This is a genomic window from Escherichia sp. MOD1-EC7011 (genome assembly GCF_002965005.1).
Taxonomy (GTDB): domain Bacteria; phylum Pseudomonadota; class Gammaproteobacteria; order Enterobacterales; family Enterobacteriaceae; genus Escherichia; species Escherichia ruysiae.
Genome location: NZ_PTRD01000015.1, coordinates 80415 through 102939 on the forward strand (window position 1 = coordinate 80415; position 22525 = coordinate 102939).

Annotated in this window: 21 protein-coding genes, 1 tRNA gene and 2 pseudogenes; 6 read left to right on the forward strand and 18 right to left on the reverse strand. The window is 50.6% G+C overall.

Annotated features, from left to right (window positions below; translation table 11 throughout):
* Positions 1 to 17: 17 nt before the first annotated feature.
* The 6 genes from A7098_RS07510 to prmB are packed head-to-tail and all read right to left on the reverse strand — an operon-like array spanning position 18 to position 4567.
* On the reverse strand, positions 18 to 296 hold the full coding sequence (locus tag A7098_RS07510) for a YfcL family protein (RefSeq protein ID WP_000559764.1): 279 nt from the start codon (positions 294 to 296) through the stop codon (positions 18 to 20).
* 33 nt (positions 297 to 329) lie between these two features.
* Positions 330 to 878: an elongation factor P hydroxylase gene (gene epmC, locus A7098_RS07515; RefSeq protein WP_001089228.1), complete on the reverse strand. Its 549-nt coding sequence runs from the start codon at positions 876 to 878 to the stop codon at positions 330 to 332.
* The gene (locus tag A7098_RS07520; protein WP_000447361.1) at positions 878 to 1687 is read right to left on the reverse strand and encodes a sulfite exporter TauE/SafE family protein; all 810 of its coding nucleotides are present in this window, start codon (positions 1685 to 1687) and stop codon (positions 878 to 880) included. Before A7098_RS07520 ends, epmC begins: the two co-directional genes overlap by 1 nt.
* Positions 1687 to 2511, reverse strand: coding sequence for a penicillin-insensitive murein endopeptidase (gene mepA / locus A7098_RS07525; protein WP_105280580.1), 825 nt, complete (start codon positions 2509 to 2511; stop codon positions 1687 to 1689). The genes A7098_RS07520 and mepA overlap by 1 nt, the downstream gene beginning before the upstream one ends.
* A gap of 3 nt (positions 2512 to 2514) precedes the next feature.
* On the reverse strand, positions 2515 to 3600 hold the full coding sequence (gene aroC / locus A7098_RS07530; protein WP_032225813.1) for a chorismate synthase: 1086 nt from the start codon (positions 3598 to 3600) through the stop codon (positions 2515 to 2517).
* A 34-nt stretch (positions 3601 to 3634) separates the two neighbouring features.
* Positions 3635 to 4567 carry a 50S ribosomal protein L3 N(5)-glutamine methyltransferase gene (gene prmB / locus A7098_RS07535; protein WP_010346713.1) on the reverse strand — a complete coding sequence of 311 codons (933 nt, stop codon included), beginning with the start codon at positions 4565 to 4567 and terminating at the stop codon, positions 3635 to 3637.
* Between the two features lie 165 nt (positions 4568 to 4732).
* Between prmB and smrB the strand changes: the two genes are divergently transcribed.
* Positions 4733 to 5284: an endonuclease SmrB gene (smrB, locus tag A7098_RS07540; protein WP_000730816.1), complete on the forward strand. Its 552-nt coding sequence runs from the start codon at positions 4733 to 4735 to the stop codon at positions 5282 to 5284.
* Between the two features lie 105 nt (positions 5285 to 5389).
* On the opposite strand, the gene A7098_RS07545 is transcribed toward smrB, so the two are convergent.
* From A7098_RS07545 to A7098_RS07595, 11 genes and pseudogenes are all read right to left on the reverse strand, one after another.
* Positions 5390 to 6256: a StfH/YfcO family fimbrial adhesin gene (locus tag A7098_RS07545; protein WP_105280581.1), complete on the reverse strand. Its 867-nt coding sequence runs from the start codon at positions 6254 to 6256 to the stop codon at positions 5390 to 5392.
* Position 6257: 1 nt separating this feature from the next.
* A complete protein-coding gene (locus tag A7098_RS07550) occupies positions 6258 to 6797 on the reverse strand; it encodes a fimbrial protein (protein WP_105280582.1) in 540 nt (179 codons plus the stop codon).
* A complete protein-coding gene (locus A7098_RS07555) occupies positions 6794 to 7282 on the reverse strand; it encodes a fimbrial protein (RefSeq protein ID WP_105280583.1) in 489 nt (162 codons plus the stop codon). Before A7098_RS07555 ends, A7098_RS07550 begins: the two co-directional genes overlap by 4 nt.
* Entirely contained in the window at positions 7279 to 7794 is a 516-nt protein-coding gene (locus A7098_RS07560; protein ID WP_105280584.1) for a fimbrial protein, read from the reverse strand. The genes A7098_RS07555 and A7098_RS07560 overlap by 4 nt, the downstream gene beginning before the upstream one ends.
* 15 nt (positions 7795 to 7809) lie before the next feature.
* Positions 7810 to 8562, reverse strand: coding sequence for a fimbria/pilus periplasmic chaperone (locus A7098_RS07565; RefSeq protein ID WP_032225821.1), 753 nt, complete (start codon positions 8560 to 8562; stop codon positions 7810 to 7812).
* Between the two features lie 19 nt (positions 8563 to 8581).
* Positions 8582 to 11218: pseudogene (locus A7098_RS07570) on the reverse strand (fimbrial biogenesis outer membrane usher protein).
* A gap of 82 nt (positions 11219 to 11300) precedes the next feature.
* Positions 11301 to 11864 (reverse strand): fimbrial protein, encoded by a 564-nt coding sequence (locus A7098_RS07575; protein WP_000033321.1) that lies wholly within the window; start codon positions 11862 to 11864, stop codon positions 11301 to 11303.
* A 671-nt stretch (positions 11865 to 12535) separates the two neighbouring features.
* Positions 12536 to 13021: a phosphohistidine phosphatase SixA gene (gene sixA, locus A7098_RS07580; protein WP_001195811.1), complete on the reverse strand. Its 486-nt coding sequence runs from the start codon at positions 13019 to 13021 to the stop codon at positions 12536 to 12538.
* 202 nt (positions 13022 to 13223) lie between these two features.
* Positions 13224 to 15368, reverse strand: a complete 2145-nt coding sequence (gene fadJ / locus A7098_RS07585; RefSeq protein ID WP_105280585.1) for a fatty acid oxidation complex subunit alpha FadJ — start codon at positions 15366 to 15368, stop codon at positions 13224 to 13226.
* Positions 15368 to 16678 (reverse strand): acetyl-CoA C-acyltransferase FadI, encoded by a 1311-nt coding sequence (gene fadI, locus A7098_RS07590; RefSeq protein ID WP_105280586.1) that lies wholly within the window; start codon positions 16676 to 16678, stop codon positions 15368 to 15370. The genes fadJ and fadI overlap by 1 nt, the downstream gene beginning before the upstream one ends.
* Before the next feature lie 180 nt (positions 16679 to 16858).
* Positions 16859 to 17143 carry a YfcZ/YiiS family protein gene (locus A7098_RS07595; RefSeq protein ID WP_001296261.1) on the reverse strand — a complete coding sequence of 95 codons (285 nt, stop codon included), beginning with the start codon at positions 17141 to 17143 and terminating at the stop codon, positions 16859 to 16861.
* A 371-nt stretch (positions 17144 to 17514) separates the two neighbouring features.
* Between A7098_RS07595 and fadL the strand changes: the two genes are divergently transcribed.
* The gene (gene fadL / locus A7098_RS07605) at positions 17515 to 18855 is read left to right on the forward strand and encodes a long-chain fatty acid transporter FadL (protein WP_024212665.1); all 1341 of its coding nucleotides are present in this window, start codon (positions 17515 to 17517) and stop codon (positions 18853 to 18855) included.
* A gap of 61 nt (positions 18856 to 18916) precedes the next feature.
* Here the strand turns inward: fadL and mlaA are convergent, their stop codons facing one another.
* The gene (gene mlaA / locus A7098_RS07610) at positions 18917 to 19672 is read right to left on the reverse strand and encodes a phospholipid-binding lipoprotein MlaA (RefSeq protein WP_000776780.1); all 756 of its coding nucleotides are present in this window, start codon (positions 19670 to 19672) and stop codon (positions 18917 to 18919) included.
* A gap of 303 nt (positions 19673 to 19975) precedes the next feature.
* Between mlaA and A7098_RS07620 the strand changes: the two genes are divergently transcribed.
* The 4 genes and pseudogenes from A7098_RS07620 (at position 19976) to A7098_RS07635 (ending at position 22360) form a co-directional block, all read left to right on the forward strand.
* Positions 19976 to 20908, forward strand: coding sequence for a formate/nitrite transporter family protein (locus A7098_RS07620; protein ID WP_105280587.1), 933 nt, complete (start codon positions 19976 to 19978; stop codon positions 20906 to 20908).
* Between the two features lie 75 nt (positions 20909 to 20983).
* Positions 20984 to 21058: transfer RNA gene (locus A7098_RS07625), tRNA-Arg, on the forward strand.
* 161 nt (positions 21059 to 21219) lie between these two features.
* A pseudogene (locus A7098_RS07630) lies at positions 21220 to 21381 on the forward strand (Arm DNA-binding domain-containing protein); the annotation flags it as partial.
* A 112-nt stretch (positions 21382 to 21493) separates the two neighbouring features.
* On the forward strand, positions 21494 to 22360 hold the full coding sequence (locus A7098_RS07635) for a glycosyl transferase family 2 (protein ID WP_301005539.1): 867 nt from the start codon (positions 21494 to 21496) through the stop codon (positions 22358 to 22360).
* The last annotated feature ends 165 nt before the right edge of the window (positions 22361 to 22525 follow it).

Genomic DNA, 22525 nt, shown 5'->3' on the forward strand with positions numbered 1-22525 from the left:
CTCCAGACGCCAACAACTTACTGCTGTGACGCCTGCTGAAACAGGTTTTCCCACATATCGGTAACCAGCGCCTGGTCACGCGGCGACAATTCACCGGCGCCAATGGCTTTTTCCAGACTCTGGCTAACGGTTGTATGCACAGCCTGGGCGGAGTGGTCATCACCACTTTCCAGTTCTGCGATGGCTAACGTCAGGTGGCCACGCAAATATCCACTGGCAAACAACTCATCATCACTGGCATGGTCAACCATACCGTCGATTAATGCCAGAATGCGTGATTCAAACTCCGCGATCATCTTCTTTCCTCATTGTAAAACGTGGCGCTGGCTTCAGTTGAGCTCTTCTGGCCACGGGAACTGTTCCGCCGTAATTTCCGGCGTGTGATAATAATTTTGTAATGCGTTTATGAAGCGTGCCGGACGTTCGGGAATACCGTTTGCCAGATAATCCATCACCTGCGCATGTACGCGTCGCTGGAACACCACGCGATCCGGTTCGAAGTCGCCTTCCAGATTGTCGCAGCTAACGTTAAACGGATATCCCGCCGCCACGCAGAACAACCAGTCCAGCGCCTGCGGCTTAACTTCAACATCTTCAAACTGGCTTTGCGTTTGGGCATCGCGTCCGTCCGGGCAATACCAGTAGCCGAAATCAACCAGTTCACGGCGCGCTTTCCCGGCAATACACCAGTGCGAAATCTCATGAATTGCGCTGGCATAAAAACCATGAGCAAAGACGATTCGGTTAAACGGTATTTCCGCATCAGCAGGAAGATAGATCGGTTCGTCGTCGCCTTTAATCAGACGGGTATTAAATTCATCGGCAAAGCAGCTATTAAAAATTTCAATCAACTGCTCATAGTGGTGTGTACTGTTCATTAGTTCATCCCCAACCAGTGGAGGATCTCCTGTCCGTGGCTATCATAAAGTAATTTGGCACTCATCACTGCCGATACAATAACGATCATCGGGCGGATCAGCTTTTGTCCTTTGCTCAACACCAGTCTTGAACCCATGCGCGCACCGAGGAACTGCCCCACCAGCATCACGAATCCTGTCGCCCAAATCACTTTGCCGCCGAGAATAAACAGCAGCAAACCGCCTATGTTTGACGTTGCGTTAAGTAATTTAGCGTGAGCCGTGGCTTTGGCGAGGTTGAATCCGCACAGCGTAACGAAGGCCAGCGCGTAAAACGATCCGGCAGCCGGGCCAAAGAATCCATCGTAAAAACCGACACAACCACCAGCAATTAACGCGAAAGGTAGGCCGTACATCCGGCGCTGGCGATCTTCTTCTCCCAGCTTTGGCATCAGCAAGAAATAGAGGCCGATACAAATTACCAGAATGGGCAAAATCTGCCGTAAGACATCAGCCTGAACGTATTGCACCAGCAGTGCGCCGCTCATTGAGCCGACAAAGGTCATGGCGATATTGAGTTTCTGATCGCTTAAACTAACCACTTTGCGGCGAATAAAGTAGATAGTGGCGGAAATAGAGCCGCCGCAGGCTTGCAGTTTATTGGTTGCCAGCGCGTTAGCGGGAGACATCCCCGCCGCCATTAACGCCGGAATGGTAAGTAACCCACCGCCACCGGCAATCGAGTCAATAAATCCCGCCAGCATGGCGACAAAAAAGAGAACGCCCAGCAATAGCGGGGAGACCATAAACAGGCTATTAAACGTTTCCATTAGATCACGTGCTCATCCAGTAGCGCCTGGCAGGAAGGCGGCAACGGAGGCGGTGTCTTCTTCTCAGGCTTGGTTGTTCCTGGTTTCGGTGGTTCAAACCAGCTTTGCAGTTCTGCCCCGCAGCCATCGCCCGGCGGCGGTAAAGGTTGATCTTCACACTCCAGACTATCGGCAGGACAACGTAATCGTACATGCATATGCGCGCGATGCTGGAACCAGGGTCGCACTTTGCGCAACCAGTCGCGATCGGTGCCCGCATCAAGGCAAAGTTGTTGTTTAATCGCCGGATTAACAAAAATGCGCGTGACGTCTTTGTCCTGGGCGGCGAGTTTGATCAAGCTGAAAATTTCTGGCTTCCACAGCGTCGGAACAACGTGTTTACCGTCGCGGGAAACTAAGTCCAGTGCTTGCGGGCGCAAGAGCTGCGCGGAGGTCCAGCGTGTTTTCGGCAGTTGCAAGAAGATATCAACATCCAGTCCGGTCTGGTGGCTGGCGTGACCGCCGTTGAAACGCCCACCAGCGGGCATCCCCATATCGCCAATCAGCACCGTACCCATGCCCAGATTGTTCACCTGGCTACTCAGACGCTGAATAAACATCACCAGATCCGGGTGTCCGAAATAGCGGCGCTGGTCGGTACGCATCACCTGATAATGTTCGGAGTGTATCGGCAGCGTGTCAGCACCGACGATACAGCCATTGGAAAAACTGCCTATCGATTGTGCGCTACCCGGCACAGGTTGGGTTATTTTTTGCCACGGCGTCGCTGCCAGGCTGGCGCTACTGGCAAGCAGAGCCAGCAGCGCAATCGCGGTTTTGTTCATGTTTTACCAGCGTGGAATATCAGTCTTCACATCGGCATTTTGCGCCCGTTGCCGTAACAGGTGATCCATCAAAACGATCGCCAGCATCGCTTCAGCGATCGGCACCGCGCGGATCCCGACACAGGGATCGTGACGGCCTTTGGTGATCATCTCGACTTCTTCGCCAAAGCGGTTAATGGTACGCCCCGGCACGGTAATGCTGGAGGTCGGTTTCAGCGCCATATGGGCAATGATTTGCTGCCCGCTGCTGATGCCACCAAGAATGCCGCCTGCGTGGTTGCTCTGAAAACCTTCTTTGGTGATTTCGTCGCGATTCTGGCTGCCGCGCAGCGCCACCACGTCAAAACCATCGCCAATTTCCACGCCTTTCACCGCGTTGATGCTCATCAGCGCGTGGGCGATGTCGGCATCCAGGCGATCAAATACCGGCTCGCCAAGCCCGGCGGGGACGCCACTGGCAACAACGGTGACTTTCGCACCGATGGAGTCGCCCTCTTTTTTCAGCGCACGCATCAGTTCATCTAAGGCTTCGATTTTGTCCGGATCCGGGCAGAAGAATGGATTTTGCTCAACCTGCGACCAGTCTTTGATTTCCAGTGGAATATCACCCATCTGGGTCAGGCAGCCGCGAATTTCGATGCCAAATTTCTCAGCGAGATATTTTTTGGCAATCGCCCCTGCCGCAACGCGCATGGCGGTTTCGCGGGCGGACGAGCGTCCGCCGCCGCGATAATCGCGCAGGCCGTATTTTTGTTCGTAGGTGTAATCGGCATGGCCTGGGCGGAAAACGTCCTTAATCGCGCTGTAATCCTGAGAACGCTGATCGGTGTTTTCGATCAACAAGCCAATGCTGGTGCCGGTGGTGACGCCTTCAAAAACGCCGGAGAGAATTTTGACCTGATCCGGCTCGCGGCGCTGGGTGGTATAGCGCGATGTCCCTGGGCGACGACGGTCGAGATCGTGTTGCAGATCCGCTTCCGTGAGCGGGATGCCTGGCGGCACACCATCGACGATACAGCCGAGCGCCAGCCCGTGCGATTCGCCGAAGGTGGTTACGCGAAAGAGTTGTCCTATTGTGTTTCCAGCCATCACGGCTCCGTTATTGTTGTGTTTGCGTGTTTACTTAATCTTTATAAATTCCAAAATGTTCCCGCGCCGCAACAAGCTGCGCTTTGGTGAGCATAAACACACCGTCGCCGCCGTTATCAAACTCCAGCCAGGTGAACGGAACATCCGGATATTGTTCCATAAGATGTACCATGCTGTTGCCCACTTCACAAATCAGCACGCCATCATCAGCAAGGTAATCTGCCGCGTTACCGAGAATGCGGCGCGTCAGTTTCAGGCCGTCAGTGCCAGATGCCAGGCCCAGTTCCGGCTCGTGACGATATTCGTTTGGCAGGTCGGACATATCTTCCGCATCGACATACGGCGGGTTGGTGACGATCAGGTCGTACTGCACTTTCGGCAAGTCACGGAACAGATCGGATCGAATCGGAATGACGTTATGGATCAAACCGTGTTCTTCGATGTTCTGTTCGGCAACCGCCAGCGCGTCGGGAGAGATATCCACCGCATCAACTTCCGCTTCCGGGAAGGCATAAGCGCAGGCAATGGCAATGCATCCGCTGCCAGTGCACATATCCAGAATATGCTGCGGTTGTTTGCTGATAAGCCCGGCAAATTTATTGTTGATCAGTTCACCAATCGGCGAACGTGGCACCAGTACGCGTTCATCGACGTAAAATTCATGGCCGCAGAACCAGGCTTTGTTGGTCAGGTAAGCCACCGGAATGCGTTCGTTGACGCGGCGGATCACGCGCTCAACAATACGATGTTTTTCGCTGGAGGTCAGGCGGGCGTTACGCATATCTTCCGGAATATCCAGCGGCAGATAGAGCGATGGCAATACCAGTTGCACAGCTTCGTCCCACGGGTTGTCTGTGCCGTGACCGTACCAGATATTTGCCGCGCTGAAGCGGCTAACCGACCAGCGCAACATGTCCTGAATGGTTTGCAGCTCATTTACTGCTTCATCGACGAAAATTTTATCCACGTATTCCTCCAGGGCATGGTCGCATTAATTTCGGCGGCTAGTTTGCCATGAAGATGACGATAAATCAGCATTCACGCGGCGATGACGCAGGAAAATTATGTTTTGACCGTTCGATTGCGCTGCGAGTCGGGTAAACTGTAGGAAAATTAAAATAGAGATGCATAAATGAAAAAGAAAACAACACTCAGCGAGGAGGATCAGGCACTGTTTCGCCAGTTGATGGCGGGTACTCGCAAAATTAAGCAGGACACGATTGTCCATCGTCCACAACGAAAAAAAGTCAGCGAAGTGCCGGTCAAGCGGTTGATTCAGGAGCAGGCTGATGCCAGCCATTATTTCTCCGATGAGTTTCAGCCGTTATTAAATACCGAAGGTCCGGTGAAATATGTTCGCCCGGATGTGAGTCATTTTGAGGCGAAGAAACTGCGCCGTGGCGATTATTCGCCGGAGCTGTTTTTGGATCTGCATGGTCTGACGCAGCTTCAGGCCAAACAAGAGTTAGGCGCGTTGATTGCCGCCTGCCGCCGTGAGCATGTGTTTTGCGCCTGTGTGATGCATGGTCACGGGAAGCATATTTTGAAGCAGCAAACGCCGCTGTGGCTGGCGCAACATCCGCATGTCATGGCGTTTCACCAGGCACCGAAAGAGTATGGCGGTGATGCGGCGTTGTTGGTGTTGATTGAAGTGGAAGAGTGGCTGCCGCCAGAGTTGCCCTGAATGACAACAACCGGATATAGAATTTGCAGGTCGGATAAGATGCGTCAGCATCGCATCCGACAAGAAATGCCGGATGCGGCGTGAACGCCTTATCCGGCCAGGGCGCTACAGCATATTCAATACGTACTGGAAACGGCACGTGGCGTCTATTGGCTGCCTGCTACTGGTATCAACACGCACTAACATATCGTGCAGTTGTCGATCGGTAATAGGGTGCTGCGTAGGCGCCACCGTCACTTTAGCGTCATCACATCCTTCAGCAGTAAAGGTAATCAACTGATTTACAAAGCGACAATAGGCTGCGCGTTCATCCGTTCCACTGCCATCGCAGAGCTGACCATCTTTCATCAGGTAGGTCGATAAGTTTTGTTCAATCACTGACCCTGTTGATTTCAGATTCAAAACCCTGGTGTGTACAACGCGGCTGTCACTCCAGGAGATATCATAATTTGTTAATGGCTCGCCTGGGCAGGTTGTTGTATAGGTTGTCGGGCCGTAATAGTATTCATAAAACGGTTGATAATTATGGTATACAGTAGCCCTGGTGTCCGCCTTAAGACCCACCAACCACGGACACGTTTCTGCCGCACCGTCGACCGATATGGTCATTGTGAGAACACCACATTCCCAGGGCATATCTTTATCAACTTCTTTAACACCTGGACAAAAAGAAAGGGAGGCATCATCTCCTGATCGGATCGTTATTTTGGGGGCTGGGATGTTTCCAGGTCCCGTCCATGACCGATTAGGAAGATCTCCCAAAGTGACGCGAGAGTCTCGATCCTGATAATACTCCCCATGGTAAACTCCAGTAGTGGTTAGCAAATCAAGATAGAAGTAAATCTTTCCATTTACCCCAATACTGCCATAATAGATCTTCACGTTATCATAGGTTGAACCCAATTTAGCCTGGCCTCCCTGGCTAAAGCACAGCACCAGCATGGCGCAAAACAGTAATCGTATTTTTTTCATCTTATATATACTCAAAAGTTGCCGTCAGGCTGGCGGTAAAATCACCGAGCGTGACATCGCGACCGCTTTTCGCCTGCAGCCAGGCCCTGAAATGAATATCATTACTGCCGTCGCTGAGCGTAAATTTCGCCCCGGTCGGGTTGTTAATCGACACCCGCACACCGTCGGTTGTCTCCAGCCCAATCCCGACGCCCTGAGCGGCTGAAGTGGTATCCAGCGCGAGAAAACCCGGCTGCTCGCTGTCTTCCGTACCGGTAAGCGTCACCTGCACCTGGTAACTCGCCGGCCCCTTACAATCTTTCAGCTTAAACACCACCGGAACGCGCGGGGACTCCCCGGCGACCACAAGATCCTGACGGCTGATGGCAGGAAAATGCACTTCTGCCAGATTTCCGCCATCAACCACCAGCGTACAGGAGCGGCTTAATAAGTTGCCGGAAAAATGCAGGTTGTTGTCCACGGCCAGGGTACGAGTGCTACCCGTCAGCAGCAGGCCAGCTAACAGCGCGTAGCCGAGCGAATAAATGCGTCCTGTCTTCATTGATAATCCACCCGCAATGTTGCCCAGGCCGAAAACGTGGTATCACTCAACACCGCATCGGCCGACTTCACGGGTACAGCCTCCAGCTTCGGCTTTTGCGTAAAATCGGTGGCGTTAATGGCAAGCGGCGTATTCAGCTTAAAACGCTGACCATCGTGCTGAAGCTCAATACCAAAGCCGGGAACGTCGGTTTCGATAGCCGAGTCGTTGTACGCGGTCTGCGTTCCCGTCCAGGTGAGCGTCATAATCCAGTCGGGATCGCGTACTGCGGAGTCACAGTTCAGGTCATAGTTCACTTCCCTGCGACCATAATCCCCGTTGATGCTGTCGATGATAAGATCGCGAAATTCCACTTCGATGGTCTTTCCCCCGCTGATGGTACAGACAGGCGGTGACACCAGCGTACCGTGGAAGGTGATGTCTTCATTTGCTGCCTGGGCCACGCCGCCACAGACGCAGAGTAAAAGGAATGAGAGTTTTTTCACTGGTAATCCACCACCATCGTCATACTGGCGTTAAATTCCGCTGGCGTAAGCTGCACTCCGCTCTGTTTTACCGGCACCGCTTTGAGACCGGGCAACTGGTTAACATTGAAGTCAGACCAGTTACCTTCACCGACTTTAAACAGGGAGTTATCGGCACCGTTTTCAATACGGATACCCAGGCCTGAAATTTGCGTCGCAATGACCGTTTCCCCGTTAATCACGGTGGTGGTGCCTTTAAGCTGCATCCGCAGATCATCAACACCTGATGCCCTGTTACCGCAGTTCAGGGTATAAAGCGCACCCGTCGTGCGGTAATTTGTGCCATTAATTTTGTTAATGTACACATCGCCAAATTCAACATTGCTCCCCTTCACGGAACAGGGCGGTGGCCCATCCACCAGAACGCGCAACGATAATGACACCTGTTTACTTTCTCCCGCGACGGCCATGTTGCCCGTCAGCCAGCCGCTCAGGAGCAAAATCCCCGTTCCCACCAGAAACGTGTATTTCATAAGACTCTCCCGGCATCAGCCTTTGCGGCTCTGCTCTGCATCCACCTGGCAATTATTGCCGTTGCATTTAAAGATCAGCGAAAGTCGCGCACCGTAGTCGTTGACGTAAGTCAGCACCGGCACACTGTCCATCTTCACATTCAGCGGTGCGGACGTTTTCGGCGGCATCACCAGCGGCGTAAACCCGGCTGCCGGATTACCATTTTTCTGCGTACTGGCGTTGCTGAGGATCACGTAATACGGCGTCGGGTTATTAACGGTGAAGGTCTGACCATTGCGGGTTAAAGTCACCTTGTGCTGCCACGGATCTCTCATGTTGATTTCTGCCAGCGCCTTCGGTCGCCAGAACAGTTTGATACGCGTTTGCAGCGCAATTTGCAGGGTGTTCGGTTTGTTCGATTTTGGCGGAATTTCACGCACATTAAAGTAGAACATGCTCTCACGATCGGCAGGTAACTTGCTGATATCCGGCATTCCCTGGACTTTTACCTGACCATTCATCATCGCATCAATGCGCTGTACCGGCGGCAGAACCGTCAATGGCGAGCTGATTTTGTTGCCCTTTTCGTCTTCTATCCAGCTTTGCGCCAGGTATGGCAGCTTAGGGTCGTTATTGCGCAACGTGACGCTGATGGATTTGTCACTTTCTTTGAAGATCAGTCGGGTGCGGTCGGGCGTTACCGATGCGTGGGTTGTAAAACTGGCGGCGGTCACCAGCAGCGCCAGCGCCGGGGCAACCATTTTTGCGGTATTAGTCTGTGTATACATGGATCATTCCTTAATCACGTTATTGGTTAGCGGAGATAGCGACTGGCGGAGTACCCGGAGTGAGCTGCTGCGTCTGTTCCTGAATCACCGGTTTGATTTCCAGCGGAGTGGCAGGCCCCACCGCGCCTTTTTGCTTACACGGCAGTAACAGGCCGTTGAACAGATCGGCAGGCAGCGGGTCTGGCAGGGCGATCTCACAGTGGGACGCCCCATTCCATGAGACACTCATACGCTCACCCGCTTTTACCCCGGCCAGATAGACGTTACCGTCATCGTCGACCAGGCCGACCTGCTGGTCGTGTTCGTTTTTCACTTCTGCACCAAATGGTGGATAACTGCCGTCACTCAGGCGCAGGACAGCCATCGCCTTTTGCCCGCTGATGACCGCAAATTTACGGTAGCCAATAGCCCCTTCGGTCAGCGTCGCCTGCACCACTGACTGCGTGGCTTCGGCGTCCTCTGGCAGTCTGGTCAGGTCAATAGTGGCCTGGTTACGGTAGTAGTTATTGACGTCCGCAACGACGGCTTTACCAAACATGTTGGTGTACACCGCTGAACCGTTACCTTCGACCGGTACGTCAGCCACGCCGTCAGCATCGATAAGCAGGCGCGTCCCGCCCATGTTTTGAGTACGATGCAACGCGCCACCGTGCGCAGTTAACGTGGCTCCGCCTTGCAGCGACAAGCCGGCAGAAGTGTACTGCCCTTCATGGTAGTTAGCACTCAGATCCACATGTGCCATTGAACCGTCATGGCTGTAATAGCCATCGACACTGGAGTGATTTTCACTGCTGCCAACGTTTATCTGATAGTGGCTGGCGTCATCAATACGGTTGAAGTATCCCACCTGACTGCTGTCTGAACCGCTGCCGTAGTTGCCGTTGTAACTCATGGTGCTGTTATCACCCCACGGCATACTTAAGGAGATATAGATGCCTTTATCGGCGCTGTTGTCATACTCGTAGCGATAACCTGTCAGGGAGATACTCATGTTACGAATGCCGCCCATGTTGAAATAATGGGAGAGCATGACGTTGTAGTTGGTCTGCTCCTCGCGATCCCAGTAGGTATGGCGCGTATAGTTCAGATAAACAGAAACGCCGGCACCCCTGAAGTTCTGGTTATAGGTGGCGGTGTACATCTCTTTATCATTGCCGGCGCGGACCATTTCGCTGTCATTCGCGTCCAGATACTCGCTCATGGTCATATAGTTTTCTTCAGAGAAGCGGTATCCCGCGAAGGTGACGCGGCTGTTTAGATCATCAAAGTCTTTGGAGTAACTGACGCGGAAAGAGTTACCGTCGAGTGTGCCCTTGCCGTAAGCGGTTGAATCGTCAAGCCGGGTATGTGAATGGGTAATATCAAACGCCATCGCGCCGAAAATGGAGAGATCGCGCCCGATGCCAAGCGCGGCAGACTGGTAGTTTTCATCGCCCAGCGCCCCGCCGTACAGCGACCAGCCGTTGGCTATCCCCCAGGACGCTTCACCACCGGAGAAGAATCCGCCTTGCACATGGTGCCCCCACTCCTGCGGGCGCCCCATCATCACTTTGTATCGCACCTGGCCCGGACGTGTCAGGAACGGCATGGAAGCGGTGCTGATGTCATACTCTTGCACCTGGCCGTTCAACTCTTCAATGCGCACATGCAGCGTACCAGAGTTAAATTCACCGAGATCCTGAATACGGAATGGCCCGGCAGGCACCTGGGTTTCATAAATTATGCGCCCGGCCTGGCTGACGGTGACTTTCGCCGCTGTATGCGCCACGCCGGAAATATCCGGAGCATAGCCGCGCAGGTTCGGCGGCAACATTTGATCGTCGGTGCTGATGCTACCGCCGATGTAGTTAAAACCGTCAAAAATATCGGAGTCGAGGTAGTCTTCGCCAAGTGCCAGTTTGGCTTTCAGACTCGGTAACGCACGCCAGGCGTAGTAACGGCTCCAGTCCCAGTTTTTCTCGGTGCTGTTATCCGTCTCTTCATCGTTGCTGCGGGTATGCTGATAATCACTCTGCCAGTCGGCGCGCAGGCGCCACGCCCCGAGGTTAACGCCAACCGTACCGTTGCCGCTGATGTCGTTGCTGTCATCGCCGCCATTTTCTTCGTGTCGGGTTTGGGCGTTGATGCTGTAATCGGCAATGAAACCGGGAATGCCATCATCCCAGCGCGAAGGCGGATCCCAGTCTACATCGCTGTATTCAAGATAAGCCTGCGGTAAGGTGATGAGCAGTGCGGACTGGCTTAAATCAGCATGTATTTCCAGACCGTCAAGTTGACCTGGTTTTAGGCATTTACCGTCGTGATCTCATTGCAATTTTTGTGCAATATCTTCTTTAAAACCAAGCTGTGCCACCAGCTCTGGCGACAGGCAGGCGTAAGTTTTATTTTTATCATTTTCTGACGCATACCAGTAAATATCATATTCATCGGGTAACGGCTGTTTATTTACCTGAACCTGTAAATTATATTTACCCGGTTCAACATACCCCTGGCTGGAAAAACGCTTCAGATCAATTTTCGTGTCGCCTTTTAATTCCAGAAAACGGGAATCAAACTGAATATCTTCGTCGGCCCAGGCATTGATATGGCATCCAGATATTGCCATGGCAACGCACCAGGGAAGCGCCCGTAAGCGGAAAAGGGAATGGTCAGGCATACACGTATCCATCCATGGTTATTTAAAGACTATCGAAACGCTAAAAACCCCTCATAGCATTGCTGCTATGAGGGGACATACCTTAGAGATAGGTAATCTGGAAGGTGGTATTAGCTTCAAAACCACCCAGGTCCGGCGCGTCAGTCGCACCTACCAGCCAGGCTTTAAAGTTTAAAGTTTGCTTCGGTTTGCCTTTGGAGGTTGCAGTATCTTTTACGATCTGCTGATTAATGCCAGCGCCACTTTTGTAAGAGGTTCCTTGTTGATCACCAATCGCCAGGCTCACGTTGTTAAACGCCGCACCGGTATCAGTATTAAAAATGGTGTAATAGTTGCCGCTATTCGCCGTAGACACAGTACCGGTGAAGGTAGTGGTCATGGTAGTTTGGGTATCAAACACGCAATCCTGTAAACGAATCTGGAAATCTTTCGGCGTGGTAGTGCCGTTGTTTTTCAGTTTATCTGCACCGATATTACCCATATCCACTTCCAGTTTGTGATCGTCTGGTACGATTGAGCAAACTGAATCTTCAATGGTGCCGTAAAAACGGGCAGTACCGTTGTTACCTTCTGCGAAAGAAGATGTTGAAGTGAACGCACCCATTACCATTGCTGCTGCAATAGCTGTTTTTACAAACTTACTCATTATTTGTCCTTAAACCATAAATAATTAGAATATAAGCCAACTGAAATATTGACGATAAAATCCCTCAATCTTTCTTCAGCAGCTTTTAACCAACCATTGAATAGGATTTCTGATCCATAAAATACGGGTTGCACGAGATGATATTCTTTGGCGTGGCGGCAATATTGATATTTTAATGAGAGTGGTTCAATTTAAATTTACTAACAACACTGTGTAGAAATTTTTAAATAATCAATACTGCAAATAATATCTTGAGGGTTATCTCAAAAAACAGCAGAACATTTCATCAAAACGGCACGAACACTTTACCCCATGAATGATTCTGGATCATAAAACAGCTAAAAATAAATATGGCAATTGTGATTATATCTTCCCGAAGATATAATCTTAATTTTTCTGAATTAATATTATATCAAGACCCTAAAATACCTGCTCAATAATCTCTCTCTTTATTTTTTAACACATCTTTTCGAAAAATAATAACCCATGCAAAAAAGCAACAATTACTTCCATATGTAACTTTGTGAAAATAAATAACTGACCTTGCTATAAATGGAAACATTTATTTTTTCATAACAGGAGGATTAAACGCATTTAAATAGCAATAATTTCAATACAGTAAGCAAAACTAAGGCCCGAAAGCTTACGCCAGCGGGCCTTACACGTTCATATCAAATTGCTTTTGCCATCTTCAGATTACACGGGCTCATCTGCCAGTTGAATTGACCTTTTCCGCTTTCATCAAGCGTTACGCTGGCAATGGCCGAGGTGGTAAACATAGGCGGCGTTTCGCCCGGACATAACTCAGCGACCAGATATCCGACTAAGGGTAGGTGGGAGATCACCAGTACCGAAGCAACACCTTCATTGGTCAACGCCTGCAGATAGGCACTGACCAGGCCAACATCGCCGCAGGGCGTTAACTCCGGCAGAACTTCTGCACTGGAAGGCAGGTTCAGACAATCCCCTACTTCGTCCAGTGTTTGCTCGGCTCGCAGGAACGGGCTCACCAGAACGCGTTCGATTTCCACTTTTTGACCTTTCAGCCAGTTCGCCATCAGGCGAGATTCGTCACAACCGTTAGTGGTCAGAGGACGAACCGAATCACTGGCGGCATCGAGGGCTGCGTCGCCGTGACGCATGATAAAAACTTGCATATTGCACCGCTTTTGTTAACCAGATTCGCCCGTCTTCTTTCATCTGAAACCAGATAAAGAGGACGGTGGCCGGCATTGTGCCTTATCCATTCACCGAATGAAACGCTGTTTTTTACCTCAATGGCGTAAGTATAGTCAATATGCGTTTACATTTTGACCAACACTCCGCCATTCAGCGCGGATTCATATAGCTTTGACCTTCTTATTGCAGGTCAGTTGCAGTTGTTTTCCAAAAACTTTCCCCACGCGCGCCCATCTCGACCAAACGCTCGCAAGGGGTAAAACGGGAACCATACTGCGTGGCCAGTCGCTGCATTATTGCAACCACTTCGCCCGCGCCGAGAGAATCGATATAGCGGAACGGTCCACCGAGAAATGGCGGAAAACCAATGCCAAATACCGCGCCAATATCTCCGTCACGCACGCTACGGATAACCTGCTCGTCCAGACAACGTACTGCTTCATTCAGCATCAACATCACGCACCGTTCAGCAACCTGCGGTGCGGAGAGCCGCCCCTGCCCTTGCGCGCCAATCAGCGGGTAAATGGCGGGATCGACCTGTTTTTTGCTTTTACGCCCTTTCTGACCGTAAAGATAGAATCCCCGACCATTTTTTCTGCCTTTGCGATCGTCGTTCAAAATTGAAGAAACAACATTTGCAGGCGCGCTAAAACGTTCTCCATAAGCGGCTTCCAGTACAGGAATAATTTTAGTCCCGGTATCGATTCCTACCTCATCCAAAAGTTGGATTGGCCCTACCGGAAAACCAAATTTCACCAGCGCAGCATCAATGTGCTCTACCCGTTCACCTTCGGTCAACATGCGGATAGCTTCATTAATGTAAGGCGCTAAGATGCGATTGACGTAAAACCCGGCTTTGTCACGCACGACAATGGGCGTTTTGCCCTGTTTTTTCGCCAGTTTTACCGTGGTGGCGATGGTTTGCACCGATGTACCCGCATGAGGAATAATCTCTACCAGCGGCATTTTTTCCACCGGACTGAAGAAATGCAGGCCAATAACTTGCTCAGGTCGCGTGGCGTGAGCGGCGATATCACCAATCGGTAAAGATGAGGTATTCGAAGCAAAGATGGTATGAGCGGCGCAATTCTGCTCAACTTCTGCCACCATTTGTTGTTTTAATTCGAGATTTTCAAACACTGCTTCAATAATCAGATCGCGATGGGCAAAGCCGCGATAATCCGTCGTTCCCGAAATTAATGCCAGTTGATTGTCGCGTTCGCTGGCTTTGAGATGCCGACGGCGCACTTTGCCCTCAAGCTGATCCCAACTGTATTTCAGCGCATGATTAATCCCCTGGACGTTGATATCTTTAATTCGTACCGGCAGACCCGCTTTACAGGCAGTGACGTAAGCAATACCGCCGCCCATCAAGCCACCACCTAAAATTCCCACACTATTTAAAGGAGCGGGGGCAACATCGCTGCCGGGATCTTTCTTCACGTCGGTACTGGCAAAAAAGATATTGCGCAATGCCTTTGATTGCGACGTCATCGCCAGTTCACCAAAGGCTCGAGCTTCAGCGTCATAGCCGCTACTGGTGCCCTGCGCTAACCCGGTCTCGATAACCTCAAGAATACGTTTTGTCGCCGGGTAGTTGCCCTGGGTTTTCTGTTCTGTTTTTTTGCTTACCATTTTGAATAACAGCGCACGACCTAATGGCCCCGCCATCACACGTTTGCGAATCGGAAGTGTCCGCGAAACCGGACGATCCTGCTTCGCCAGCTCTACAGCGGCTTCCAGTAAAATGGAGTGCGGAACGACGTCATCCACCAGTCCCAGCTTTAACGCCTGCTTTGCCCGAAGTTGTTTTCCAGTGAGGATCATCTCTAATGCTGTGCTGACACCTATCAGGCGTGGTAAACGCTGGGTGCCGCCTGAACCGGGTAACAATCCTAGCTGAACTTCAGGCAAACCGAGCACCGTTTTAGGATCGTCAGTACAAACACGACCGTGGCACGCCAGCGCCAACTCCAGCCCGCCGCCCAGGCAAGCGCCATGAATAGCCGCAATAACCGGAACGGGCAAAGCATGAATCTCTGCCATTAACTGTTGCCCCTGCCGCGCCAGTGCTTCCGCTTCTTGCGCCGTTTTGCAGTTGCCGATCATGTTGATATCCGCGCCGGCAATAAAGTTGTCCGGTTTCGCGGAGATAAACACCACGCCGCGCAGATCTTTATTTTCGCGGAGTTGTTTAATAATGGTGCGTACCTGTGAGGCAAACTCCGCCTTCAGGGTGTTCATTTTCTCGCCAGGAACATCAATGGTGATGACGGCGATATTGTCCAGACGCATATTGAGGGTAAATGCTGATGCCATTTCCATTATTCCGCCTCCAGAACCATTGCTGCACCAAGCCCACCTGCGGCACAGGCGGTCACTAAACCAAATCCACCGCCGCGACGGCGAAGTTCATGCAATGTCTGGGTTATCATCCGCGCACCAGTAGCCGCGAAGGGATGCCCGTAAGCAATCGAACCGCCAAGCACGTTAAATTTGCTGTCGTCCACTTCACCAGTGGCATGTGCGCGCCCCAGCACATCGCGGGCAAAACGTTCACTACCCAGCAACTGAATATTCGCCAGCGTCTGGGCAGCAAATGCTTCATGCATATCAATCAATGTCAGATCGCTCATCGTTAAACCGGCACGTTCCAGCGCCAGCGGCGTTGACCAGGCCGGGCCGAGCAGCATGTCCTGCCAGACATCTATCGCGGTAAATGCATAACTGCGCAGATACCCCAGCGGCACCAGCCCTAATTCTTTCGCCCGCGATTCGGTCATCAGGATCACCGCCGCAGCGCCATCGGTCAGCGGCGTACTGTTCGCTGCCGTTACCGTTCCGTGTTTACGATCAAACGCCGGACGCAGCTTTGCGTAATCAGCAAGCGAGGAATTACCGCGAATATTGTTGTCTTCGGCAAGCGGTTGTTTATAAGGGGGGATAAAGGCGGTCATCACTTCTTCTTTGAGTTTACCTTCCGACCACGCCTGAGCGGCTCGCTGATGCGAACGGTGCGCTAATGCATCTTGCTGTTCGCGGGTGATGCCGTAGGTTTTCGCCATTTGTTCAGCGGTGTCACCCATCCGCCAGCCGGTGGAATATTCCGCTACAGCAGGCGGCACGGGCATTAAGTCACGCAAACGCAGTCGAGAGAAGAGTTTCAGACGCTGGCTCATTGTGCGGGCTTTGTTGACATCCACCAGCACGCGCGCCAGTTTTTTGCTAATGCCAATCGGCAATACCGACGAGGAATCTGCCCCACCGGCAATCCCCGCACGAATGGTTCCCGCCATCAGGCTTTCGGCGACGTTTGCAACAGCCTGGAAACTGGTGGCACAGGCACGACTGACGCTGTAAGCATCGGTATGGACGTTCATTCCGGTGCCAAGAACAATTTCACGCGCAATGTTGGGGGCTTCCGGCATTTGTACGACCTGACCAAAGACCAGTTGTTCAATCACTTCGGCGGGGATCTCGCTACGAGCAAGCAGTTCTCCGACGACCATCTTCCCCAAATCAACAGCGGGAATACCATGAAAAGCCGTCGCCTGGCGAGCAAAAGGCGTGCGTAATCCGCTAACAATGGCGATACGATCGCCCTGGCGTGTAACCAGCGGTAAAACCTGACCCATAACACTCCCCTGTAAAAAAATAGATAAAGTGGTCTGACCTGATCATAGTCTTAACCATTTTTTTACATTTAGCCAAGTGGAGAAAAGGGAAAGTGGGAGCTATGACACAGAGAGAAAAGAAGAAGAGAAAACAAAACGCCCCTGCCAGCAACTGGCAAGGGCGTGCGTACCTGAGAGGAATTAACGCAGACCCAGCTGGAAGATCAGCATTTCAGCTTCGCAGGCAAAAGTGAAATCGATATCCAGGCGAACACCATCAGACTCTTCAGTGAAAGTCGGGGTGATTTTGCACGGTTCGGATTCCACGCTACGGGCTTTTTCAGTCAGCGCCGCCAGCGTTTGTTCTGCTTCTGCGCGGTTTGCAAACACGCGGCTGTAAGACGCGGTGCAATCGGAGTTGTCCATAATGGTGCCAACATCCATACAGCAGCAAACCGGGGTTTCATCAGCACTACATTTACTCATCGTTGATTTCCTCTGTATGTGCACCCAAGGTGCCAGATAAACGTTGCGGATATTTTACGCTTCCGGAAAGTGCTGCTCCAGTTGTTAATTCTGCAAAATCGGATAAGTGACCGAAATCACACTTAAAAATGATCTAAAACAAAATTCACCCGGATGGATGAGTGCGCCACCTCTAAATTTTGCCAGCTGGATCGCGTTTCTTAGATCATATTTGAAAAAAGATAGAAACATACTTGCAACATCCTATCTGGTCAGACCTATACTCTCGCCACTGGTCTGATTTCTAAGATGTACATCAGCCCCTACACTTCGCGCTCCTGTTACAGCACGTAACATAGTTTGTATAAAAATAAATTATTGAGGTTATGGTCATGAGCCAGAAAACCCTGTTTACAAAGTCTGCTCTCGCAGTCGCAGTGGCACTTATCTCCACCCAGGCCTGGTCGGCAGGCTTTCAGTTAAACGAATTTTCTTCCTCTGGCCTGGGTCGGGCTTATTCAGGGGAAGGCGCAATTGCCGATGATGCCGGTAACGTCAGCCGTAACCCCGCGTTGATTACCATGTTTGACCGCCCGACTTTTTCTGCGGGTGCGGTTTATATTGATCCGGATGTAGATATTACCGGGCATTCTAATTTAACCGGTCAGAGTGCAAATGCTAAAAATATCGCACCGACAGCGTGGGTCCCTAACCTGCACTTTGTCGCGCCTATTAACGATCAGTTTGGTTGGGGAGCGTCAATAACGTCCAACTACGGCCTGGCTACGGAATTTACCGACAACTATGCTGCTGGTATCTATGGCGGCAAAACCGATCTGCAGACAATCAACCTTAACCTTAGCGGGGCTTATCGCCTTAACAATAGCTGGAGTTTTGGTCTTGGTTTTGATGCTGTTTACGCCAAGGCAAAAATTGAGCGTTACGCCGGTTCGCTGGGGCCTTTGTTGTCTCAACAGTTGATTGCCCAAGGTGTACCCGCGTCATTGACCAATGGTATTAATACTCCGGACTCTCAAATTGCTCATCTGAAAGGTGACGAGTGGGGCTTTGGCTGGAACGCGGGTATTCTTTATGAACTGGATAAAGATAACCGTTGGGGCCTGACATATCGTTCAGAAGTTAAAATCGACTTCGAAGGGGATTACAAAAGCTCCATTAACCCAAATCTGAACAACATTTTGGGTAATATGGGCTTGCCATATGGCACGATGGGTGCAACACAAAATGGATCCTTGACGCTCAACCTGCCTGAGATGTGGGAGATTTCTGGTTATAACCGTGTTGCGCCGCAGTGGGCAATTCACTACAGCATGGCCTATACCAGCTGGAGTCAGTTCCAGGAGTTGAAAGCGAAAGGCGATAGTGGTCAGACGCTGTTCTATAAAGATGAAGGATTCCGTGACGCATATCGTATCGCGTTGGGTACAACCTACTATTACGATAAAAACTGGACCTTCCGTACCGGTATCGCCTATGACGACAGCCCGGTTCCGGCAGATAAACGCTCTATTTCCATTCCTGACCAGGATCGTTTGTGGTTAAGTGCTGGGTTAACCTATGCATTTAATGAAGATGCATCCATTGACGTTGGCGCATCTTATATGCATGGTCAGAAAGTGAAATTCACCGAAGGTGAAGGTGCGGCAGCTTATTCTTTCGAGTCTGAAGGTAAAGCCTGGCTGTTCGGGACTAACTTTAACTACGCGTTCTAATAACACGTTCGTTTAATAAGAAAAAAGGTGAGTTTTACGACTCACCTTTTTTATTTGCGTCTTATTCAGAATCGATATCTTTTAAATCATCCTGAATCGCTTGCGCGTTCGGGTTTTCTTGCGGTTTGAGCTCACCGCCATTGGCGATGAAATCATGACGCTGGAAGTAAGCCTCGCGCACCATAATGTAAGGATCGGAGGACTGACGAAGCAAGCCGTCAGAATCCAGCAACTGCGCACGAGTTTCGATCCCTTCAAGCGTCCATTTACCCACCGACATCGGCCAGGTCAGCCAGGAAAGTACCGGGTAAAGGCTGTCTGCCATATCACCGCCGTCATCACGCAGCGTAAAGCTACCGTAGAACGGTAACTGAACGTACGGCCCATAACCCACGCCATAGTGACCGAGCGTACTGCCAAAACGGTGAGGTTCGGTGCGTTGCAGTTTCGGATTCGCCATCCCAGCAACATCAATAAAACCGCCCATTCCCAAAATGGTGTTCAGGAAAAAGCGGGTAAAGTGGACCATCCCCTGATAAGGGTCACCCTGCAAGAAGTAGTTAACCATCACCGCAGGTTCTTCCAGGTTGCCGGTGAAGTTGCTCAAACCGTTACGCGCCGGTTGCGGAACATAATCACGCCAGGCGACCGCTACCGGTCGAACCACATACGGGTCTAACACATTGAAGTTAAAATTGTACATGGTGCGGTTGAACCCTTCTAACGGGTCAGAACGCCCTTGCTGATCTGTACCGGAACTCGCACACCCCACCAGAAGCGTAGTTCCCAGAGCAAGCGCCGACAGGCGAAGCTTCATAAATGTCTCCCTGTTTTTTATGGCTTTTTTATGGCTTATGCAGTTTGCCATCCATGACGGAACGATACCGTATCCGCCTGTTTAGGTGTGGGCGATTGTAACAGCACGTCAACTGATGTCCAGACGCCCTGGTTTGCTGACTTGATCATAGCCTGGTAATCGCCGCCCTGTAGGCTACTTGATTCTGTAGAAACAGAAAAAGGCAAACGCCGCCTTTTATACATTTTCAGAGTAACTCCCGCCAGTTGCGAGCAAAAAAGCCGCTACGCTTTAGCTATACGTGCTAATTCAAGAGACGACATCATGGACAATGACAAAATAGATAAACACAGCGACGAACTTGAAGTAGAGAGCGAAGAAAAAGAGCGTGGAAAAAAAATAGAAATAGATGAAGACCGGCTCCCCTCCAGAGCGATGGCTATTCACGAACATATCCGTCAGGACGGCGAAAAAGAGCTGGAGCGCGACGCGATGGCGCTACTGTGGTCAGCCATTGCGGCGGGTCTGTCGATGGGCGCTTCGCTACTGGCAAAAGGGATATTTCATGTCAAACTGGAAGGCGTACCGGGGAGTTTTTTGCTGGCGAATCTGGGTTATACCTTTGGTTTTATTATCGTCATTATGGCACGCCAGCAATTATTTACTGAGAATACCGTAACGGCGGTACTACCAGTGATGCAAAAACCGACCATGGGCAACATCGGCTTACTGATGCGGTTATGGGGCGTCGTGCTGCTGGGTAATATTCTCGGAACAGGTATTGCGGCGTGGGCGTTTGAGTATATGCCTATCTTTAATGAAGAAACCCGCGATGCGTTTGTCAAAATCGGCATGGATGTGATGAAGAACACCCCCAGCGAGATGTTTGCTAACGCGATCATCTCCGGCTGGCTTATAGCCACAATGGTATGGATGTTCCCTGCGGCGGGAGCGGCAAAGATTGTAGTAATTATATTGATGACGTGGCTTATCGCACTGGGCGACACTACCCACATCGTTGTCGGTTCTGTAGAGATCCTCTATCTGGTCTTTAACGGCACGCTGCACTGGAGCGATTTCATCTGGCCATTCGCGCTACCTACTCTGGCGGGAAACATCTGCGGCGGCACCTTCATCTTCGCATTAATGAGCCATGCGCAAATCCGTAACGATATGAGTAACAAGCGTAAAGAAGAGGCACGCCAGAAAGCAGAACATGCGGAAATCATTAAGAAAAATGATAAAAATCCGCTATAAGTGGCGAGGGTTTAAGCAATCGAACGGCAGTGTACTTACCCCGCTGTTTAATAGCGGTTATACTCATGCCGCATTGTCCTCTTAGTTAAATGGATATAACGAGCCCCTCCTAAGGGCTAATTGCAGGTTCGATTCCTGCAGGGGACACCATTTATCAGTTCGCTCCCATCCGTACCAGTCCGCAAAATCCCCTTGAATATCAAGCTTCCCGTGCATCCACAGTTCGTCATGGTTCGCGTAAGATTGTTAACAGCCGCACTCCATGACGGGTAAAAGTGGATAAAATAATTTTACCCACCGGATTTTTACCCATGCTCACCGTTAAGCAGATTGAAGCAGCAAAGCCGAAAGAAAAACCATACCGCCTTCTCGATGGTAATGGCCTGTACATTTATGTCCCTGTATCCGGGAAAAAGGTATGGCAGATTCGCTACAAGATTGACGGCAAGGAGAAAATCCTGACTGTCGGGAAATAGATACCAGAAAAAATCTAAAATCATGGCCAGTTTTTGTTGACCACTACATTACGAATTAGTCGTGATAGCACCGGGGTTAGACAGTACGAGTGCACAGGTAGAAGATCGAGTGTTGAAGGATATTCCTTGTGTACGAATAATCCAGCTATCCACTCCCGTATTTCATGATGTTGCGTTAGCGGCTGGATTAGAAAGTGCTATTGGTGATTTTGTTGTTTTATGGAATCCACTGGCCGATCCGGTAGAAGTCGTACCTCAAAGTGTTAACAAATGTCGTGAAGGTGCCGATGTCGTAATTGGTGTCTCGAATAGCGTTCGTTCACTACGTTATCGGATACTTCGTCGACTCATGAATGTTGCATTGCGCACCATAGATTATGAGATTCCTTCTAATTCAACGGGGTTACGTTGTTTAAGCCGTCGCGCTGTAAATGCCGTTACTCGAATCGGTCGATTTCACCATCAATTCTATCTTCGTATTCACAAAACCGGCTATCCAGCCGAAGCCCTCATCTACAAACCGCTAAAACAATCAGAGGGCGCCGGGGTAGTAACATCATTGCATCGATTGATGCACTTGGTAATATTTAACTCCACTAAGCCGCTACGTTGGATGTCTATTCTCGGTTTCGGCGGAAGTCTTGCGGGTTTTCTATTTGCGTGTTATAGCGTGTTGATCCATCTGTTCAGTGGGCTTATTGTTGAGGGCTGGACAACGTCTATATTAGTTGTAACTTCACTATTTATAATTCAGTTCGTCATGATGGCTTTTTTTGGCGAGTATTTGGGGCGCCTGCTGGATGAAAGCAACTCACAGGCAGAATATGCAGTGGTTTATGAACGAACAAGTGAAGTCATGGTTAATACCGATAGGTTTAATGTTATGCACACTTCTCTGCCACTAGAGTCTAATTATGTACAAACTGGTCGTGATGGTTTAACACCACAGACTAGGGGGGAAGAATGGACGCATTGATTGGATATTCCGGTTTTGTCGGTACAACTTTATTAAGACAACGTCGTTTCGATGCACAATATCGCTCAACCAACATCGGCGAAATTGTTGGGAAAACATTTGACACGGTAGTTTGTGCCGGTGCCCCTGCACAAAAATGGCTTGCAAATAAAGACCCTGCCGACG

Excerpts from the sequence above, each read along its gene's own strand:
- A7098_RS07520 (WP_000447361.1), bottom strand. The coding sequence starts at position 1,687 with ATGGAAACGTTTAATAGCCTGTTTATGGTCTCCCCGCTATTGCTGGGC.
- A7098_RS07575 (WP_000033321.1), bottom strand. The coding sequence starts at position 11,864 with ATGAGTAAGTTTGTAAAAACAGCTATTGCAGCAGCAATGGTAATGGGT.
- fadL (WP_024212665.1), top strand. The coding sequence starts at position 17,515 with ATGAGCCAGAAAACCCTGTTTACAAAGTCTGCTCTCGCAGTCGCAGTG.
- A7098_RS07620 (WP_105280587.1), top strand. The coding sequence starts at position 19,976 with ATGGACAATGACAAAATAGATAAACACAGCGACGAACTTGAAGTAGAG.
- fadJ (WP_105280585.1), bottom strand. The coding sequence starts at position 15,368 with ATGGAAATGGCATCAGCATTTACCCTCAATATGCGTCTGGACAATATC.
- smrB (WP_000730816.1), top strand. The coding sequence starts at position 4,733 with ATGAAAAAGAAAACAACACTCAGCGAGGAGGATCAGGCACTGTTTCGC.
- A7098_RS07545 (WP_105280581.1), bottom strand. The coding sequence starts at position 6,256 with ATGAAAAAAATACGATTACTGTTTTGCGCCATGCTGGTGCTGTGCTTT.
- sixA (WP_001195811.1), bottom strand. The coding sequence starts at position 13,021 with ATGCAAGTTTTTATCATGCGTCACGGCGACGCAGCCCTCGATGCCGCC.
- aroC (WP_032225813.1), bottom strand. The coding sequence starts at position 3,600 with ATGGCTGGAAACACAATAGGACAACTCTTTCGCGTAACCACCTTCGGC.
- A7098_RS07550 (WP_105280582.1), bottom strand. The coding sequence starts at position 6,797 with ATGAAGACAGGACGCATTTATTCGCTCGGCTACGCGCTGTTAGCTGGC.
- mepA (WP_105280580.1), bottom strand. The coding sequence starts at position 2,511 with ATGAACAAAACCGCGATTGCGCTGCTGGCTCTGCTTGCCAGTAGCGCC.
- A7098_RS07510 (WP_000559764.1), bottom strand. The coding sequence starts at position 296 with ATGATCGCGGAGTTTGAATCACGCATTCTGGCATTAATCGACGGTATG.
- fadI (WP_105280586.1), bottom strand. The coding sequence starts at position 16,678 with ATGGGTCAGGTTTTACCGCTGGTTACACGCCAGGGCGATCGTATCGCC.
- A7098_RS07595 (WP_001296261.1), bottom strand. The coding sequence starts at position 17,143 with ATGAGTAAATGTAGTGCTGATGAAACCCCGGTTTGCTGCTGTATGGAT.
- mlaA (WP_000776780.1), bottom strand. The coding sequence starts at position 19,672 with ATGAAGCTTCGCCTGTCGGCGCTTGCTCTGGGAACTACGCTTCTGGTG.
- epmC (WP_001089228.1), bottom strand. The coding sequence starts at position 878 with ATGAACAGTACACACCACTATGAGCAGTTGATTGAAATTTTTAATAGC.
- A7098_RS07565 (WP_032225821.1), bottom strand. The coding sequence starts at position 8,562 with ATGTATACACAGACTAATACCGCAAAAATGGTTGCCCCGGCGCTGGCG.
- A7098_RS07560 (WP_105280584.1), bottom strand. The coding sequence starts at position 7,794 with ATGAAATACACGTTTCTGGTGGGAACGGGGATTTTGCTCCTGAGCGGC.